Genomic DNA, 18,936 nt, shown 5'->3' with positions numbered 1-18,936 from the left:
ATGTTCGGAAAACTCAGTTTAGATTCGATTCCATACCATGAGCCGATCATCATGGTCACCGCGGCGGTCATCGGTATCGTCGGTGCCCTGGTCCTCGGCCTGATCACCTACTATCGCAAGTGGGGTTATCTCTGGACCGAGTGGGTCACGTCCATCGATCACAAGAAAATCGGTGTGATGTACTTCCTGGTCGCGCTGGTGATGCTGATCCGCGGTTTCGCCGACGCCATCATGATGCGGTCTCAGCAAGCCATCGCGGCCGGCGGTGCCGAAGGGTTCCTGCCGCCCCACCACTATGATCAGATCTTCACCGCTCACGGTGTGATCATGATCTTCTTCGTCGCCATGCCCATGGTCATCGGTTTGATGAACCTGGTCGTACCGCTGCAGATTGGTGCCCGCGACGTCGCCTTCCCGTTCATGAACAACCTGAGCTTCTGGCTGTTCGCGGCGGGCATGATCCTGGTCAACGTGTCGCTGGTCGTCGGTGAATTCGCCAAGACCGGGTGGCTGGCCTATGCGCCACTGTCTGAACTCCAGTACAGTCCGGACGTCGGTGTCGATTACTGGATATGGGCGTTACAGCTATCGGGAATCGGGACGACGCTGACGGGTATCAACTTCTTCGTCACCATCCTCAAGATGCGCACCCAGGGCATGACGCTGTTTCGCATGCCGATCTTCACCTGGACAGCGCTCTGCACCAACGTCCTGATCATCCTGTCGTTCCCGATCCTGACCGCCACCATTGCCATGCTGACCCTGGATCGCTATCTGGGCATGCACTTCTTCACCAATGACATGGGCGGCAGCCAGATGATGTACGTCAATCTCATCTGGGCCTGGGGCCATCCGGAAGTCTACATCCTGATCCTGCCGGCCTTCGGCGTCTTCTCCGAGGTCATCGCGACCTTCACCAAGAAGCGCCTGTTCGGCTACAAGACCATGGTCTGGGCGACGGCCGCGATCACCGTGCTCTCCTTCATCGTCTGGCTGCACCACTTCTTCACCATGGGCGCTGGCGCCAACGTCAATGCGTTCTTCGGCATCATGACGATGATCATCGCCATCCCGACCGGGGTGAAGATCTTCAACTGGCTGTTCACGATGTATCGTGGTCGTATCCAGTTCACGACCCCGGTGTTGTGGACCATCGGTTTCATCATCACCTTTACCCTGGGTGGCATGACCGGCGTCATGCTGGCCGTGCCGGGTGCCAACTTCGTGCTCCACAACAGCCTTTTCGTCATCGCCCACTTCCATAACGTCATCATCGGCGGCGTGGTGTTCGGCATGATGGCCGGCTTGTCCTACTGGTTCCCGAAGGCGTTCGGCTTCACGCTGAGCGAGAAATGGGGCAAGCGCTCCTTCTGGTGCTGGCTGATCGGTTTCTACATGGCCTTCATGCCGCTCTATGCCTTGAGCTTCTTTGGCGCCATGCGTCGCATGCAGTCCTACGAGCAGTCCGAGTGGCAGCCGTTGATGATCGTCGCCTGGGTAGGCGCCGTGATCATTGCCGCCGGTATCGCCTGCATGGTGATCCAACTGATCGTCAGTATTCGCGACCGTGAGAAAAATCGCGATCTGACCGGTGACCCGTGGGATGGTCGCACGCTGGAGTGGTCGACCTCTTCTCCGCCCCCGAACTACAACTTCGCCTATCTGCCCAAGGTCGATTCCATCGACAGCTACTGGGAGATGAAGCAGCAGCCGGGTGGCTTCAAACGGGAGCTCGCGACCAAGTTCGAGGACGTTCACATGCCCAAGAACACCGCGGAAGGGCCGATCATGTCGCTGTTCAGCCTATTCTTCGGCTTCGCGCTGATCTGGCATATCTGGTGGCTGGTCGGCCTGGGCGCGATCGGCATGTTCGTGACGTTCATGTTCCGTATCTTCAACAAGGATACCGACTACCACGTCAGCGCTGCCGAGGTCGAAGAGACCGAGCGTGAATACCACAAACGGTTGGAGATGCAGGCTTAATCATGGCAACCGACACACTCAAGCAGCACGACGCTCATGCCCACGACGGGCATGAGCACCACGACGCTGGTGCAATGAAGGTCTTCGGGTTCTGGATCTACCTGATGAGCGACCTGGTGATCTTCGGCACCCTGTTCGCGACCTTCGGCGTGCTGGCCACGGCCACCGCCGGTGGCCCCACGTCCCAGGAAATCTTCGAACTGCCCTTCGTGCTGGTCGAAACTTTCCTGCTGTTGATCAGTAGTTTCACCTTCGGTCTAGCCGTCCTGGCGCAGAATGCCGGCGATCGCGGTGCGGTGCTCAAGTGGCTGGCCGTCACCTTCCTGCTCGGCTTCGGCTTCATCGCGATGGAGGTGTACGAGTTTCATCACCTCATCGCCGAGGGCTATGGTCCGGATCGCAGCGCCTTCCTGTCGGCCTTCTTCACTCTGGTCGGTACCCACGGCCTGCACGTGACGTTCGGTCTGATCTGGATCGCGATCATGTTCTTCCAGATCTCCAAGCAGGGTCTGGACAGCGTGACCAAGCCGCGCATGCTGTGCCTGAGCCTGTTCTGGCACTTCCTGGACATCGTCTGGATCTGTGTCTTCTCCTTCGTCTACCTGATGGGAGCCATGTGATATGAGCGACATTCATACTTCGCACGACGGCGCCAGTCACGGCAGCTACAAGTCATACACCATCGGGCTGGTTCTCTCGATCGTGCTGACACTGATTGCGTTCGGTGTCGTCATGACCGGCAGCTTCAGCCTTCCGGTCATGATGGTGACAGTGGTGGTCACCGCCGTGATCCAGGTGCTGGTGCAGCTGGTCCTCTTCATGCACCTGAATACCAAGGCCGAAGGCGGCTGGAACGTGATCTCCTTCGTGTTCACCATCGGCATCTTGACGCTGATCGTTGGTGGTTCGCTTTGGATCATGCACAACATCCACGTCAACATGATGTTGGGCTAGCCTGCAAATGGCCTTGAAGCCCTATTTGCTGCTTACCAAGCCCGGCATCATCTTCGGTAACCTCGTCACAGTCATCGGCGGCTACTTTCTGGCCGCCGGTGGCCGTTTCGAGCCGTGGTTGTTTCTGGCAGCGGTGCTTGGCACATCGCTCGTGGTCGCCTCGGGATGCGTCTTCAATAACGTGATCGATCGCGATATCGACGGGCATATGGCCAGAACGCAGTCCCGCGCCATGGTGACCGGCGAGATATCGATTCCGATCGCCCTGCTGCTCGGCTGCATGCTGGGTCTCGTCGGATTCGGTTTACTGGCGTGGATGACGACCCCTTTGGCGACGGGCTTCGCCGCGTTCGGGTTCGCCATCTACGTCGGTGCCTACAGCCTCTATCTCAAACGGCACTCGGTCTACAGCACCCTGATCGGAAGCCTCTCCGGCGCCTCACCGCCGGTGATCGGTTATTGCGCGGTAACGGGGCAGTTCGACCTGGGCGCCCTGCTGCTGCTGATCATCTTCAGCATGTGGCAGATGCCGCACTCCTACGCGATTGCCATTTTCCGATTCGACGACTACGCGTCGGCATCGATTCCGGTTCTACCGGTGAAATGCGGCATCGCCGTGGCCAAGCGGCATATCGTGATCTACACGGCGCTGTTCGTGATTGCGTCGGTGATGCTGTCGGTATCCGGCTATACCGGCTGGGCTTACGCCATCGTCGCCGTCGCCGTCGGGGCCTACTGGTTCGGCATTACCCTCAAGGGATATCGCGCCACCAACGATGGAGCCTGGGCTCGCAAGGTGTTCGGTATCTCGATCCTGGTGGTGACGGCCCTGAGCGTGATGATGTCAGTAGACAGCCGTATGCCGATGACCGAATCGCTGGTCTCGTTCGCCTTGCGCTGACAAGGCAGTCTCGAGCCAAAAAAAGACCGCTTCGGCGGTCTTTTTTCTTCTGCGGGTACGCAGGCCCATCGGCTCGCTGTCACTGTCAATCGTCGGCCGGCGCGTAGGAACCGTCTTCGCGGTGGACTTCGCGGCCGGTCAGAGCCGGGCTGAAGACGCAAGCCACGGTCATGCCCTTCTCCTTGCCACGCAGCCAGTGCTCGTCATGCTGATCCAGCAGGTACATGTCGCCCGCCTTGATCTTGTGGATCTTGCCATCGGCAATGGTTTCCACCTCACCTTCACCCTCGTAGCAGAACACCGCCTCGATATGGTTCTTGTAGTGGATGTGGGTTTCCGTACCCGGATGAATGCGGGTGATATTGAACGAGAAACCGCAATTATCATCGGCCAGCATCATCCGAGTGCTGTCCCAGTTGCCGTTCTCCGCCTTGACGAAACGATCGGTTTTCCGGCATTCCTCGAGATTACGTACAATCATCGATAACGACTCCTTGGTGGGTGATTGCTGCTGAAAAATGGGAGAGCGGCCCAGGAGCCGCTCCGTAACGTCGATAATCGAGACTCAGGCAAAAGCTTCCCTGGCGCTGCGCTCCAGAATGTCCAGCCCTTCCAGCAGATCCTCGTCAGTGATGACCAGCGGGCAGAGACACTTGATGACCTGTCCATCCTGGCCAGCGGTCTCGATGACCAGACCATTTTCGAAGGCTTTCGCCGTGATCTTGTCGGCGATGTCGCCATCGCCCACATCGATACCGCGCATCAGGCCACGGCCACGCTCGCTCGCGGGGTAACCCATCTCGGTCAACGAGGCGGCGATTCTGGCAAACCGCTCCTCGACGATGCGGCCTTTGCGCTGGACGTCACGTTCGAACTTGTCGTCACTCCAGAAATGGCGCAGTGCCGCGGCAGCCGTCACGAACGCCATGTTGAAGCCACGGAAGGTGCCGTTGTATTGGCCCGGTTTCCACTTGTCCAATTCGGGACGCATCAGCACGTGGGCGAACGGCAAGCCGTAGGCCGACAGCGATTTCGAATTGGTGACGATGTCGGGCACGATCCCGGCATGCTCGAAGCTGAAGAACTTGCCGGTACGGCCGCAGCCCGCCTGGATATCATCGACGATCAGCAGGATGTCGTGGGCCCGGCAGATGCTCTCAAGGCGTTTCAGCCAATCCAGGCCGGCCGGATTGATGCCACCCTCGCCCTGGACCGTCTCGATGATCACGCCGGCGGGTACGTCCAGCCCACCCGACTTGTCACCCAGTAGTTTCTCGAAATAGTCGAGCGTGTCGGTGCCTTCACCGAGATAGCCGTCGAACGGCATGAAGCTGGCGCCCTGAGTCGGGATGCCACCGGTCGCTTCACGGAACTTGCGATTTCCGGTAGTCGCCAGCGCCCCCATGGTGACGCCATGGAAGCCGTTGGTGAAGGTGACGATGTTGTGGCGACCCTTGGCAACACGAGCCAGCCGGATGGCCGCCTCGACCGCGTTGGTCCCCGTCGGGCCAGGCAGATGGACCTTGTAGTCCAGCCCGCGCGGCTTGAAGATCACTTCCTCCAGGGTTTCCAGGTAGTCGCGTTTGGCCGCGGTCCACATGTCGAGGCCATGGACGATGCCATTCGATGTGATGTACTCGACCAGCGCTTGCTGGAGTTTCGGATGGTTGTGGCCGTAGTTCAGCGTGCCGGCGCCGGCGAGAAAATCGATGTACTCGCGGCCATCTTCCGCGGTCAACCGTGCGCCCTGCGCCTTGGTGAAGACGATGGGAAAGGAGCGGGAATAGGTCCGGACTTCGGACTCCATGCGTTCGAGAATCTGGGTCTGCATACAACCTCCCTGGTTAGCGATGCGTGGTAGGGCGCGGATCGCGATCCGCCCTAGATGCGTTGCGGGTCGAACGGGCCGATTCGGACGAGATTCTCCGGATCGTGCTCGCCGCCCAATTGGTCGGTCGAGAAATATTCGCGGCTGATGAGCGGCGCCTGCCAGCGGTCCGCAAGACGCTTGAACAATCCCCATGAGGCCTGATTGTCAGGGGTGATCGTGGTTTCCAGATGATTCAGGCTGGCGAGTTCCGGGCGGGTCAGCACGGCTTCGACGAGGCGTCGCGCCAGGCCGGTTCCACGTGCTTTCTCGCCAACCGCAACTTGCCACAGGAAATAGATGTCCGGCGCGGCGGCCTTGACGTAGCCGGAAACGAACCCAACGATTTCACCCTCTTCCGTCGTGGCGACGGCACAGCTGTCGCGGAACTGGGTCGCGAGCAGTAGGTAGGCGTATCCCGAATTGACATCCAGCGGCGGGCAGGCCTTTACCAGTTCATAGATTCCCCACCCGTCTTCCGTCGTGGGCTTGCGAATGAACAAGGGCATGTCTGGCTTGCCCACGACGGCATCGGCAACCGTCGGTCGAGCCAGATCTGCCGAGGGGGTAAACGCCGGATTGGGATTGGTCATCGTCATCATCGTTATGGCGAAATTGGGAACAAGGATAACAGCGCGCCGGAAATGCTTCAAACGGCAGGTTATTTTTCAGCACTGAATCAATAAATATTATTTATACGGGTGATTCTAGCCCTCTCGCTACTGAGTCTAGACGAGAAGCTGAAAAAAGGTGCGGTAAAGCGGGTCTCGGTGCCAAAGAGGGGGAGCGATCCGACAGACGGCACATCGGTGAGGACGACCTGAGCGGCGACAAAGGGCGCGGTCATGCGGGTTCTGGTGCCAACGCTGCGGGAGCGATCCGGCAGATGGCCCTTCGATGAGAACGATACGAGCGACGGAAAGGGTGCGGAAAAGCGGGTTTTGGCACCAACTCCGGGGAGGAGCGGCAGGCAGTCCTGCCGTGGAACGACAATGACCGCCTCAGCGGCGGTCATTGAAAGGCAGCCGATTCGAGACGATCAGCGTCGCGTCACGCTTCGCATGGTGACGAACTCCTCCGCCGCGGTCGGGTGAATACCCACCGTGGCATCGAAGTCTGCCTTGGTCAGTCGGGCGCGCACGGCAATCGCGATACCTTGAATGGTCTCCCCTGCCTCGTCGCCAACCATATGGGCCCCGACGACGCGATCGCTGGCGTCATCGACCACCAGCTTCATCAGGCAACGCTCGTCGCTGCCGGAGAGCGTATGCTTCATCGGGCGAAAATCGGCGCTGTAGACGCGAATTGCATCGAACCGGGCCCGCGCCTCCTCTTCGGAGAGGCCGACGGTACCGATGTTGGGATGGCAGAACACCGCTGTCGCGATGTTCTCGTAGTCGAGCGGCGGCGGCGTCTTGTCACCGAAATGGTGTTGAACCAGGTGCATCGCTTCGGCCAGAGCGACTGGCGTCAACTCGGGTCCCCCTGTGACATCCCCCAGCGCGAGAATCGAGGGTACGGAGGACTCGAAACGCTCGTTGACCTTGAGCGTGCCGTCGGTGTCGAGCTGGACACCGAGCGCTTCCAACCCCAGACCTTCGAGATGCGGCCGGCGACCCGTGGCGGCCAGCACCGCGTCCACCTCGAGCCGTTCGCCGTTGGTCAATGTCACTTCGAGCCCGCCCTCGACCCGGCGAATGCGTTCGATGTTGGTCTCGAAGTGCAGATTGACGCCTTTTTTCGCCATCTCGTCACGGGTGAACTCGCGCACCTCCTGGTCGAATCCCCGCAGGAACAGCTCGCCGCGATAGATAAGGTGGGTATCCGCACCCAGCCCGTTGAAGATGCTGGCGAATTCGACGGCGATATAGCCACCGCCCAACACCAGGAAGCGTCGGGGGAAACTGTCGAGATCGAACACCTGGTTGGAGTTGACGGTGAGTTCGCTTCCCTCGAACTCCGGTGTCCACGGCCAGCCACCGACCGCGACCAGTATCTTCTCGGCGGTGATACGCTCGCCGTTGACCTCGACGGCGTTGGTATCGACGACCTTGGCGCGACCGTTGATGAGCTTGACGCCGGCACCGTCCAGCAAGCGGCCGTAGATGCCGTTGAGACGCTTGATTTCTTCGATCTTGTTGTCGCGCAGCGTGGCCCAGTCGAACTGCGGCGCCTCGGGAATCGTCCAGCCGAAACCGCGGCTATCCTCGAAGGCATCGTGGAAATGCGCGGCGTAGGAGTACAGCTTCTTCGGCACGCAACCCACGTTGACGCAGGTGCCGCCGAGATAGCGGTCCTCGGCAACGGCAACCCTGGCGCCGGTCGCTGCAGCCGTACGCGCGGCGCGGACGCCACCCGATCCGGCTCCTATCACGAAAAGGTCGTAATCGTAATTCGCCACTGTGAGACTCCTCGAGAAAATAGTGGGGCGATGATACCAGCCCGGCGTCGACGTCGGAAAAGCCCAAGGCTATCGGTGTGATATAGAAAATGCTTTGGTGTTATGGGGCTAGCGCTCGCGTGGTCGACCGGGCGACTTCGAAAATGGCGGCGGATGGCCTAGAATCGCTGATTCGATCGCGAACCAGTGGTTCGTCCCCCCCCCATTATCAGGTTACCGTCATGAACGATATCCAGACTCTTCTCGAGCAGAACCGGCGCTGGGCCGACGGGATTCAGCTGCGCGATCCGAACTTTTTCGCTCGACTCTCTCAACAGCAGAACCCCGACTATCTCTGGATCGGTTGCTCCGACAGCCGGGTCCCCGCCAATCAGATCGTGGACTTGCCGCCCGGCGAGGTGTTCGTGCACCGCAATGTCGCCAACCTGATCTATCACAATGACATGAATGCATTGTCGGTCATCCAGTTCGCCGTCGACGTGCTCAAGGTCAAGCACATCATGGTTGTCGGCCATTATGGCTGTGGCGGCGTCAAGGCCGCGATCACCGGTGGCGAGCATGGCATCGTCGATTACTGGCTCAACAGCGTCAGCGAACTCTACCAGCAACTTGGGCCGGAGATGGAGCAGCTCTCACTGGACGAGCGGGTCGACCGACTTTGCGAGCACAACGTGCGGCTTCAGGTCGCCAACTTGTGCCGCACCAAGATCATCCAGCGGGCGTGGGAGCGAGAGCAGCCGTTGTCGGTGCATGGCTGGGTCTACGGGCTCAAGGATGGCCGCGTCAACGACCTGGGTTGCACCGTATCCCGTGCCGATCAGACCGGGACCATCCGTATCCAGCCAACCATTCCCGCCCAGGGCTGATCGCTCCCTGCCGGGCCGGCGTGGCGCGCCGTTCATTGCCGCTATTCATCCACTGAATGGCGCGTAACAACATTTCGATTGGGCTGGCCGACCATCCATCAGTAAGGTGGTGATCGACAGGCTCGGCTTCAGCCCGATCGATCCGGTAACGACGTTCAATAACAATAGCGGAACCCGCAATGCGTCTCACAACGTTCCTGCTCGGCCTGATGGTCGGGGGGCTGCTGATGCCTCTTTCGATGGGGGCCGCCCTGGCCGACGACAGCCCCATCACGCTCAGGGTCGCCTACGATACCGACCCGGTATCGCTGGACATCCACGAACAGCTCTCCATTGGCATGCTTCAGCTGTCGCACCTGGCCTTCGATCCGCTGGTTCGCTGGAATCGCGAACTCGATTTCGAACCTCGCCTCGCCACCCGCTGGGAGCAGCTCGACGATACGACGATGCGCTTCCATCTACGACACGGCGTCACCTTCCACAGCGGCAATGCGTTCACCGCCAAGGATGTCGTCTGGACGCTGCACCGACTGCAACGAAGCCCGGACTTCCGGGCCATCTTCGCGCCGATAAGCCGGATAGAGGCCGTGGACGCGTTCACCGTGGATCTGGAAACGCGCCAGCCTTACCCGCTGTTGCTCAACCTTGCGACCTATATCTTTCCGATGGATAGCCAGTTCTACTCCGGCACCTCGGCCGAAGGTCTCGACAAGAGCGATATCGTCAAGAACGGCAATTCATTCGCCTCGCGCCACCTGTCGGGCACCGGCCCCTTCGAGGTCGTGAAACGCCAGCCCGGCGCCAGGATCGAGTTCGAGCGGTTTCCGGACTACTGGGACACCGGCTCCCCCGGTAATGTCGAGCGTCTGGTGATGACGCCCATCGCCGAGAACGCCACCCGCGTTGCCGCCCTGCTCTCCGGCGACGTCGATTTCATCTCCCCGGTCCCGTTCAACGCGGTCCAGCGACTTCGTCACGCCAAAGGGGTCAAGCTGGTTACCATGCCCGGCACCCGTATCACCATGCTGCAGCTCAACGAGCAGCGGGTAGCGGCTTTTCGCGACCGGCGCGTGCGCCTCGCCTTCGCCTACGCGGTCAACCAGACCGCCATTGCCCAGCGCCTGCTGAAGGGGTTTGCGACCCCCGCGGCTCAGATGTCGCCCCAGGGATACGCGAGTCATGTTCCGACGCTGACCCCGCGTCACGATCTCGCCAAGGCTCGCGAGCTGATGCGCGAAGCCGGCTACGGCGACGGATTCTCGGTCACCCTGATGGCGCCCAACAATCGCTACGTCAACGATGCCCAGACCGCCCAGGTGGCGCTGGCGATCGCCGCGATGCTGGCCAAGATCAACGTCACCGTCGAGTTCGAGACCTTACCCAAGAACCAGTACTGGGCCGAATACGACAACCGCGCGGCCGACATGATGATGATGGGGTGGTATTCGGATACCGGTGACTCCGCCAACTTCTTCGAGTACCTGACCTTCTGCCCCGACGCCGAGACCGGCGCGGGTCAGTACAATGCCAGCGAATACTGCAATCCACGGATCGATGCGCTGGTGGCGCGGGCAAACCTCACCATGCAGCCGGCGGCGCGAGCCGGCCTGCTGCAGCAGGCCGAGCTGGAGATTCACGACGAAGCCCCGTTTATCCCCCTGTACTGGCAGAATCTCGCCTGGGCGGCGGCCGATCGCGTCGATATCACCCCGGTGCTCAACGTGATGAACATGCCTTACCTGGGTGACGTGGTGGTCCATCCCCGATGATACTCTTCTTGATGCGCCGGCTATTGCAGGCCGTGGCGGTGATGTTCGTCATCAGCGTGGTCGGATTCGCCATTCAGGACGGCTTGGGAGATCCCGTCCGACAGATGCTGGGGCCGACGGCGACCGACGCCGAGTCGACGGGGCTGCGGCACTCGCTCGGCCTGGATCGTCCGCTGTGGATGCAGTACCTGCATTTCGCCGGCGACGCTGTGGAGTTGAACTTCGGCGACTCCTATTTCTTCCACGAGCCCGCGCTCGATGTCATCGCACGCTACCTTCCAGCCACCCTGGAACTGGTTGCGGCCAGTGCGGTGATCACCCTGCTGCTGTCGGTGCCGATGGGCATCTTCTGCGCGATCCGGCCTCGCAGTTGGCTGGCGCGAGGATTGATGGGACTATCGCTGCTCGGTATCTCGGTACCGGTCTTCCTGAGCGCCATGGTACTGATCCAGCTCTTCTCGATCGGTATCCAGGTGACGCTGTTCCCCACGGGCACCGGCTGGGGGCAGTGGCTCAACCAGTTGCTCTCCATTCAGGGCGGGATGCCGGCCTATGGTCGTGGCAACCCCGTCCATGTCTGGGGTGTCTGGTACACCAACTTCGCCTCGTGGCAGGGACTTCTCTATCTGCTGCTTCCTGCCCTCTCCCTGGCGTTCGTCATGCTGCCGCTGTTCGTCCGTCTCATTCATGCCGAGATGCTGGAAGTGCTGGAGTCGGACTACGTCAAATACGCCAAGGCCAGAGGATTGCGGCCGTCGCGGATCTACTTCCTGCACGCGCTCAAGAACACTCTCCTGCCCGTGGTAACCCTCGGCGGGGTCCAGATCGGCACGCTGGTGGCCTACACCCTGTTGACGGAGACCGTGTTCCAGTGGCCCGGCGCCGGACTGATGTTCCTCGATGCCATCGAACGGGCAGACATGCCGCTGATCGTCGCCTACCTGATGGTGGTCGGGCTGATGTTCGTGGTGACCAATACCCTCGTCGACCTGCTCTATCGGGTCCTGAATCCACGGATAACGTTGAGCGGGAGGTCGGCATGAGTTTCGAAAACGGCTCCTCATCCACGGCATGGCGACGCTTCCGCGACTCCCATTTTTTCTACCGGCTGCAGCGAGACCGGCGTGCCCAGGTCTGTCTCCTGCTGTTCGGGTTGCTGATGATCGGATTGTTGCTGACCCCGTGGATCGCCCCGAGCAACCCCTACGACCTCGCCCAGATCAATCTACTCGATTCCGAGCTGCCCCCGTTCTGGATCGACGGCAGCGAGCCTGGCCATCTGCTGGGGACCGATGCCCAAGGGCGGGATCTGCTGTCGACCATGCTATACGGCGCTCGCGTCTCGCTGGCGATCGGCTTCGGGGCGGTGCTCGTCCAATCACTGCTGGGGACGGCGCTAGGCCTGCTCGCGGGTTATCGGGGGGGGATCGTCGATGCACTGCTGATGCGGATGGCCGATATCCAGCTATCCTTCTCGACCCTGATGATGGCAATCGTCATCGGCGCCGTGGTCAAGGCGGCCTTCGGCAGCGCGTTCTACGGCGACTATGGCATCGCGATCCTGGTCACGATCATCGGCCTGAGCGAGTGGCCGCAGTATGCCCGCACGGTGAGAGCCAGCGTGCTGGCGGAGAAGCGCAAGGAGTACGTCGACGCTGCTCGGGTACTGGGTTTCTCCAGCTACCGCATCATGTGGCGGCACATTCTGCCCAATACCCTGTCACCGATCCTGGTGCTCTCCACGGTCCAGATCGCCAATGCCATCATGGCCGAAGGGGCGCTGTCGTTTCTCGGCCTGGGCATGCCCGAGACCGAACCGTCGCTGGGGTCGCTGATCAAGTCTGGGTTCGACTACCTGCAGTCCGGCTCCTGGTGGATCACGCTGCTACCCGGCCTGTTTCTGGTGATGCTGGTGCTGGTCGTCAACCTGCTGGGGGACTGGTTGCGCGATACGATGAATCCCCGCGTTTACAAGGGTTGATGGCATGGCGCTGCTGGAAGTGGAGCATCTCGATGTGCGTTTCCCGTTGAGACATGGTGAGATCCGCGCGGTACGCGACGTAAGCTTCGCGCTCGATCGCGGTGAGCGGCTGGGGATCGTGGGCGAATCCGGCGCCGGCAAGTCGGTGCTCGCCTTCAGCCTGTTGAGACTGCTCTCCCGCCCGGGGCGCATCGCCCGGGGCCAGGTTCGCTTCGAAGGGCAGGAACTGACCCAGCTGTCCGATCGCCAGTTGCGCCGGATCCGGGGCAACCGGGTGGCAATGATCTTTCAGGATCCGCTGACGACGCTCAATCCGGTGCTGACCATCGGCCAGCAGATGATCGAAAGCCTGAAGGCGCACCGTCGGATCTCCTCCCGTCGCGCCAGGAGCGTGGCCCTGCACAAGCTGCGCCAGGTCCAGGTCTCGTCTCCCGAGCAGCGCCTGGCGCAGTATCCGCATCAGCTGTCCGGCGGCCTTTGTCAGCGGGTCGTCATCGCCATCGCACTGCTGCTCGACCCCGACATCATCATTGCCGACGAACCCACCACCGCGCTCGATGTCACCATCCAGGCGGAGATCATCGCCCTGCTCAAACAGCTGTGCGAGAAGCACAATGTCGGCCTGATCGTGATCTCCCATGACCTGGGGGTCATCGGTAGGCTGACTCAGCGGCTGCTGGTGATGTACGCGGGCCGCATCGTCGAGCAGGGACCGACGCGAGAGATCATCAACGACGCCCAGCACCCCTATACCCAGGGCTTGATCAACGCCCTGCCCCAGATGGCACTGCCGCGGCAACCACTGGCACAGATTCCCGGCAACATGCCGAGTCTTTCCCAGGTGCCGGGAGGGTGCGCCTTCCATCCGCGTTGTCGCTACCGTTTCACGCCTCAGGGCCAGCCTCGCCGGGATTGCAGCGAACGGGTTCCCGAGGCCGTCGTGTCGGGCGATAGCCAGGTCGCCTGTCACTGGGTGCGGGAACTGATAGCCACCCTGCCCATCGAGAAGGAGACGACATGACACCGGCCGATTCGTTGCAGACGCTGGGTCGTGCCGCCGATACGCCGACGCCGCTGCTCAGGGTCCAAGGGCTCAGTAAGCGTTTCGCGCTGCATCCGGAACGCCTGCTGCCGTGGCGGTTCGACAAGCGCTCCCGTGCCTGGCGACGTCAGCGAATTCATGCGGTCAACGGTGTAGACCTGGAGATTCAGCGTGGCGACGCGCTCTGTGTAGTGGGCGAATCAGGATGCGGCAAATCGACTCTGGCGCGCCTGATCACGGGGCTGCTGACTCCCTGCAGTGGCGAAGTGCATTACGACGGCCAGCGTGTCGATCATCTGACAGCGAGTCAGTGGCGCCCCTATCGTCGACGCTTGCAGATGATCTTCCAGAATCCCTTTGCCTCGCTCAACCCTCGCTTGACGGTGCGGCAGGCGCTCGAGGAGCCCATTCGCCTTCATCACGGCGACTGGCCGCGTGCCCGGGTGCGCGACAGCGCCGATGCGCTGATGACCGACGTGGGAATCGACCTTGGCTGGAGCGAGCGCTTTGCGCACGAGTTCTCCGGCGGCCAACGGCAACGTATCGCCATCGCCCGGGCTCTCAGCGTGGACCCGGAGTTCATTGTCGCCGACGAGCCCGTCTCCGCCCTGGACGTCTCCGTGCAGGCCCAGATCCTGAACCTGCTCATGGATGCCCAGGTGGAACGTCGCCTGACCTATCTATTGATCACCCACGATCTGGCGGTCGTCGAGCACTTCGCCACCCGAGTCGCGGTGATGTATCTGGGCACGATCTGCGAGCTGGCGGACGCCGATACGCTGTTCGCCAATCCCCGGCACCCCTACTCCCGAGCGCTATTGGCGGCTAGCCCCAGGCTGCAGGATGGGCACGCCCCGCCACTGCGCCTGAACGGCGAAACCTCGATGCCGATCGAACCGCCGAGCGGTTGTGTGTTTCGTGCCCGCTGTCCGCATGCCAATAGCCGCTGCCAGCGCGAGCGGCCATTGCCGCAGAGGCTCTCCGAGGGTCATCGGATCGCCTGTCATGCCGTCGAGGAGGGTCGAATCTGATGGTGGTCCCCAATAGGCGGCCTCGGGCCCATCGGGTAGGCTGTCCCGGATCGACGCTACGCGACAGCAACTCGCCGCCCGATGCCTCGCAACAGCAGGATCCACGATAGAGAAAGCCATGGAACTACGTTGGCTAGAGGATTTCATCGTCCTGGCCGAAACGCGTCATTTCTCCCGCGCTGCCGATCAGCAGAACGTCACCCAGCCGACCTTCTCGCGACGCATCAAACTGCTCGAGGAGTCGATGGGGACCACGCTGATCAACCGCCAGACGCTGCCGCTCAGTCTGACCCCGGCCGGCGAGGAGTTCCTGATCCTGTGCCAGCAGATCACCGAGCGGGTGCGGGTGACACGGGAGCGACTGAAGAACCTCGGCCATGAAGACGCACGCCGCGTCAAGCTTGCTGCGCCGCAGAGCCTGATCACGCATTTCGTCCCGGGCTGGCTGGAGGCGCATGCCCTTCATGCCCAAGTGGAACCGTATCTGCGAGCCACGAGCTGGTTGATCGGGGAATATTTCCAGGCGCTCGAACGCGGCGAGGTGGATCTGGCGCTGTGCTACTGGCCGGAGGGCCGTACGGCGCTGGAGCTCGACCTCGGCGGCGTACGCTATCTCGAGATCGGCGAAGAGCGCCTCGTGCCCGTCAGCCTGGCCAATCTCGACGGCCAACCGCGCTTCATGCTGCCGGGCAGCAAGCGTGAGCCGGTACCGCATATCGCCTACCACCCTAGCGGTCTGATTGCGGCGGCGCTGCAGGCACATTGGGGACGTTCGCGACAGGAAGTCCACCTGGCCACGCTCAACGAGAACATCCAGACATCCAACATTCGCGAACTGGTACAGCAAGGCTATGGGCTCGGATGGCTACCCTGGCGCACGGTTCGCCACCTACTCGAGGCCGGCGAGCTGACTCGGGCCGGCGATCAGCGCTGGGATGTGCCGCTGTCGCTGCGCCTCTATTTTCGTCACGATAGCCGACACCCCTCACTGCCGGGGCTGCTGCAGCAGCTCGCCACCGGCTCGACCGCAACGTCAACGACAGGATACGCGCCATGAGCTCTCAAACCGCTAGCGCCGAGACGCGCCAACGCGCCCATCTGGAACGCCTGGAGGCTGCCTACGCCAATATCCTGGCCACCCAGGGGTTCGACGCCGTGCTCATCTACAGTGGCCATGCCGGCGTTCATTTTGCCGACGATCAAGAGACGTCCTTCAGGAGCTATGGACACTTCGTCCACTGGACCGGCGCGAGCCACCACCAGCATGACTGGCTGTTGATCCAGCCAGGCAGCAAGCCCCGCTGGTATTACTACGCCCCGGCGGACTTCTGGCATCTCTCGACGCCAGCGCCGACGGGCGTGCTGGCGCAGATGATGACGCTGGAGCCGTTACGTGACACCGGCTGGCCGCCGCCACGCCAGATTTCCGCGCGGCGACTGGCGGTGATCGGCAATCTGGATGCCTCGGCGATGCCACTGGGCGCCGAACTCAACCCACCGGCACTGCTGGCGGCACTGGATGACCTCCGCATGCGCAAGGACGATCACGAGCGCCACTGCCTGTTCGTCGCCAACCAGTGGGCCTTGGCGGGCCATGAGGCGGCCCGCGCTGCCTTCGCCGATGGCGCCGGCGAGCTCGACGTCCAGCTCGCCTACCTTGCCGCGACCCGTCAGCGCGAATCCCAGCTCCCCTACCAGAACATCATTGGCATCAATCACCACGCCGGTACCCTCCACTATCAGCACTACGACCTGGAAGCCCCCGACGTGCCGCGGTCGCTGCTGGTCGACGCAGGACACGCCCATGCCGGTTACGCGGCGGATATCACCCGTACCTGGGCATCCGCCCACGCCGACCCACTATTCGAGCGCCTCGTCGAGGGCGTCATCGACTATCAACAGCGCCTCATTGCCCGCCTCTCTCCAGGCCTGGCGTTCGTCGATCTACATCGGGAGATGCATCGTCATCTGGCCGAGCTGCTGGTGGAGACAAGGCTGGTAACAGTTAGCGCCGAAGCGGCGATAGCGTGCGGACTGACCCGGGCGTTCTGCCCCCATGGACTGGGGCACAGCCTGGGGATTCAGGTCCACGACGTGGCTGGGCGCCAGAGCGATGACCGGGGAACGTCGCTACCACCACCGGCGGAGGATCCCGCCCTGCGCCTGACACGAACGCTCGACACCGGCATGGTCGTGACCATCGAGCCCGGGCTCTACGTGATCCCGATGCTGCTGGAGCCGTTCCGGCATGGCGCCCAGCGAGATGCGGTCGACTGGTCGGCCATCGATCGCCTGCAGGATCATGGCGGCATCCGTATCGAGGACAATGTGATCATCACTGCCGATGGTCACGACAACCTGACCCAGGGCAAACCCGTCGTCGAGGGCTGAGCTCGCCATGGCAAGCACGATCGTAGCGGCTGACTTCCGGGCGCCGGCGGGATTGCGAAACGCCCACATCCAGACGCTGCTGCCCCGGATCCTGCCCGGGCAGACGCTGGCGCGCGAGACCGAAATCGTCGATCTGCCGGATGGCGATTTCGTGGAGCTGGCCTGGGCCCGACCGGCCCCGCCGCGAGACGATGCCCCGATATTCCTGCTGTTTCACGGCCTGGAGGGATCCTTCGACTCGCCCTATGCCCGCGAACTGCTCCACGCGGCGGCGGCAATGGGATGGCGCGCCGTGCTGATGCATTTTCGCGGTTGCGGTCAGACACCCAATCGGCTGCCGCGGGCCTACCATTCGGGCGATACCGCTGATGCCTACTGGATCGTGGGGCAACTGGCACAGCGCTATCCCCAAGCGCTGATGGTGGCCGCCGGCGTTTCGCTGGGCGCCAATATGTTGCTGAAACTGGTCGCCGAACAGGGCGGCGACGGCCTGCCGCTGGCAGGGGCCATCGCAATCAATGCGCCGCTGGATCTGGCGGCGAGCGCGGACACCCTCAACCGCGGCATCTCCCGTCTCTATCAACGCTATCTACTGCGCCAGCTCAAGCACAAGGTACTGACCCGACTGCAGACGACGCCGCTGCCGCTCAAGATCAACGCGGGCCAGATCCGTCGACTGAACAGTTTCTGGGCCTACGACAATGACGTTACCGCCCCGCTGCATGGATTTCGTTCCGCGAGCGACTACTACCGCCGGGCATCGGCGGGCCCGCTGCTGGGCGAGATCGAGCTGCCGACGTTGATCCTGCATGCGGCAGACGACCCATTCATGCCGGCGGACCTGTTCTCGCGACTACCGCCACCCTCGCCATCGATCCGGGTCGAGATCGCCCGCCATGGCGGACATGTCGGTTACGTGGAGCGACGCGGTGGACGCCTTCGCTCCTGGTTGACGCGCCGCATCGAGGGGCAATTGCGTCAGTGGGCGCCACGCCAGCTCGCACGGGCGGCGCCCTCTCACCTGCCCTACCCGTAGACCGGGTGAATAGCGGCGCCGAAGGCTGGCGCTGGCGCCCGGTCCCGATCAAGCCGGGATCGGGCAACTGACCCCGGTCCCCTTCAGGCCGCAATAGCCATTGGGGTTCTTGGCCAGATACTGCTGGTGATACTCCTCGGCATAGTAGAACGTCTCCAGCGGTCGGATCTCGGTGGTGATCGTTCCGAGCCCCTGCGACCGCAGCGCCGCCTGGTATTCGTCTCGGCTCTGCTCCGCGGTCGCCCGCTGCGACTCGTTGGTGGAGTAGATCGCCGAACGGTACTGGGTGCCGAGATCGTTGCCCTGACGCATGCCCTGGGTCGGATCATGGGCCTCCCAGAACGTGCCCAGCAGCGACTCGAGGGTGATCCGTGCCGGATCGTAGACGACCATTACGACCTCGGCATGCCCGGTCTTCCCGGTACAGGTCTCTTCGTAGGTCGGATTGGGGGTGATGCCGCCGGCGTAGCCCACCGCGGTGACGGTCACGCCATCCAGTTCCCAGAACAGCCGCTCGGCGCCCCAGAAGCATCCGAGCCCCAGCACGATCTGTTCGGTGCCGGCCGGGAAAGGCGGCAACATCGAGGCGCCTGTCAGCAGATGTTTTCCGCTGATCTCGAGGGGGGTATCGCGGCCCGGCAGCGCCGTCTCCGCGGTCGGCAGTGAATCGGAACGTCGTTGAAACATGGCTTGCCTCCGAATGATCGAGGCCGG

At 62.2% G+C, this 18,936-nt stretch carries 18 protein-coding genes; 13 read left to right on the top strand and 5 right to left on the bottom strand.

Features of this window, described 5'->3' with window-relative positions:
* Genes cyoB through cyoE form a run of 4 tightly spaced genes read left to right on the top strand, consistent with a single transcriptional unit; the run spans position 1 to position 3,838 of the window.
* Positions 1-1,983, top strand: coding sequence for a cytochrome o ubiquinol oxidase subunit I (gene cyoB / locus DOM54_RS11195; RefSeq protein ID WP_110716382.1), 1,983 nt, complete (start codon positions 1-3; stop codon positions 1,981-1,983).
* A 2-nt stretch (positions 1,984-1,985) separates the two neighbouring features.
* A complete protein-coding gene (gene cyoC, locus DOM54_RS11190; protein ID WP_110716381.1) occupies positions 1,986-2,603 on the top strand; it encodes a cytochrome o ubiquinol oxidase subunit III in 618 nt (205 codons plus the stop codon).
* Between the two features lies 1 nt (position 2,604).
* A complete protein-coding gene (gene cyoD / locus DOM54_RS11185; protein WP_110716380.1) occupies positions 2,605-2,937 on the top strand; it encodes a cytochrome o ubiquinol oxidase subunit IV in 333 nt (110 codons plus the stop codon).
* 25 nt (positions 2,938-2,962) lie between these two features.
* On the top strand, positions 2,963-3,838 hold the full coding sequence (cyoE, locus tag DOM54_RS11180; protein WP_420852747.1) for a heme o synthase: 876 nt from the start codon (positions 2,963-2,965) through the stop codon (positions 3,836-3,838).
* 85 nt (positions 3,839-3,923) lie between these two features.
* Here cyoE and DOM54_RS11175 read toward each other — a convergent pair whose 3' ends face one another.
* The 4 genes from DOM54_RS11175 to gorA form a co-directional block, all read right to left on the bottom strand.
* Positions 3,924-4,319 (bottom strand): ectoine synthase, encoded by a 396-nt coding sequence (locus DOM54_RS11175; RefSeq protein WP_110716378.1) that lies wholly within the window; start codon positions 4,317-4,319, stop codon positions 3,924-3,926.
* Between the two features lie 84 nt (positions 4,320-4,403).
* Positions 4,404-5,669 (bottom strand): diaminobutyrate--2-oxoglutarate transaminase, encoded by a 1,266-nt coding sequence (gene ectB, locus DOM54_RS11170; protein ID WP_110716377.1) that lies wholly within the window; start codon positions 5,667-5,669, stop codon positions 4,404-4,406.
* Between the two features lie 50 nt (positions 5,670-5,719).
* Positions 5,720-6,298 (bottom strand): diaminobutyrate acetyltransferase, encoded by a 579-nt coding sequence (gene ectA, locus DOM54_RS11165; protein WP_110716376.1) that lies wholly within the window; start codon positions 6,296-6,298, stop codon positions 5,720-5,722.
* A gap of 446 nt (positions 6,299-6,744) precedes the next feature.
* Positions 6,745-8,106, bottom strand: a complete 1,362-nt coding sequence (gene gorA, locus DOM54_RS11160) for a glutathione-disulfide reductase (RefSeq protein ID WP_110716375.1) — start codon at positions 8,104-8,106, stop codon at positions 6,745-6,747.
* A 221-nt stretch (positions 8,107-8,327) separates the two neighbouring features.
* Between gorA and DOM54_RS11155 the strand changes: the two genes are divergently transcribed.
* From DOM54_RS11155 to DOM54_RS11115, 9 genes are all read left to right on the top strand, one after another.
* Positions 8,328-8,972, top strand: a complete 645-nt coding sequence (locus DOM54_RS11155; RefSeq protein WP_110716374.1) for a carbonic anhydrase — start codon at positions 8,328-8,330, stop codon at positions 8,970-8,972.
* A 179-nt stretch (positions 8,973-9,151) separates the two neighbouring features.
* Positions 9,152-10,741, top strand: coding sequence for an ABC transporter substrate-binding protein (locus tag DOM54_RS11150; protein WP_420852746.1), 1,590 nt, complete (start codon positions 9,152-9,154; stop codon positions 10,739-10,741).
* Positions 10,738-11,784 (top strand): ABC transporter permease, encoded by a 1,047-nt coding sequence (locus tag DOM54_RS11145; protein WP_110716373.1) that lies wholly within the window; start codon positions 10,738-10,740, stop codon positions 11,782-11,784. Before DOM54_RS11150 ends, DOM54_RS11145 begins: the two co-directional genes overlap by 4 nt.
* Positions 11,781-12,722 (top strand): ABC transporter permease, encoded by a 942-nt coding sequence (locus tag DOM54_RS11140; protein ID WP_110716372.1) that lies wholly within the window; start codon positions 11,781-11,783, stop codon positions 12,720-12,722. The genes DOM54_RS11145 and DOM54_RS11140 overlap by 4 nt, the downstream gene beginning before the upstream one ends.
* A gap of 4 nt (positions 12,723-12,726) precedes the next feature.
* On the top strand, positions 12,727-13,743 hold the full coding sequence (locus DOM54_RS11135) for an ABC transporter ATP-binding protein (protein WP_110716371.1): 1,017 nt from the start codon (positions 12,727-12,729) through the stop codon (positions 13,741-13,743).
* Positions 13,740-14,795 carry an ABC transporter ATP-binding protein gene (locus DOM54_RS11130; protein WP_110716370.1) on the top strand — a complete coding sequence of 352 codons (1,056 nt, stop codon included), beginning with the start codon at positions 13,740-13,742 and terminating at the stop codon, positions 14,793-14,795. The genes DOM54_RS11135 and DOM54_RS11130 overlap by 4 nt, the downstream gene beginning before the upstream one ends.
* Before the next feature lie 118 nt (positions 14,796-14,913).
* Positions 14,914-15,852 (top strand): LysR family transcriptional regulator, encoded by a 939-nt coding sequence (locus DOM54_RS11125; protein ID WP_110716369.1) that lies wholly within the window; start codon positions 14,914-14,916, stop codon positions 15,850-15,852.
* Positions 15,849-17,186, top strand: coding sequence for a Xaa-Pro dipeptidase (gene pepQ / locus DOM54_RS11120; RefSeq protein ID WP_110716368.1), 1,338 nt, complete (start codon positions 15,849-15,851; stop codon positions 17,184-17,186). The genes DOM54_RS11125 and pepQ overlap by 4 nt, the downstream gene beginning before the upstream one ends.
* A 7-nt stretch (positions 17,187-17,193) precedes the next feature.
* Positions 17,194-18,222, top strand: coding sequence for a hydrolase (locus DOM54_RS11115; protein WP_110716367.1), 1,029 nt, complete (start codon positions 17,194-17,196; stop codon positions 18,220-18,222).
* 48 nt (positions 18,223-18,270) lie between these two features.
* Here the strand turns inward: DOM54_RS11115 and msrA are convergent, their stop codons facing one another.
* Positions 18,271-18,909, bottom strand: coding sequence for a peptide-methionine (S)-S-oxide reductase MsrA (msrA, locus tag DOM54_RS11110; protein WP_110716366.1), 639 nt, complete (start codon positions 18,907-18,909; stop codon positions 18,271-18,273).
* Positions 18,910-18,936: the final 27 nt, after the last annotated feature.

The organism is Salinicola acroporae (genome assembly GCF_003206615.1).
In the GTDB taxonomy this organism is placed as follows: domain Bacteria; phylum Pseudomonadota; class Gammaproteobacteria; order Pseudomonadales; family Halomonadaceae; genus Salinicola; species Salinicola acroporae.
This window is presented reverse-complemented; position numbering and strand designations above follow the sequence as displayed.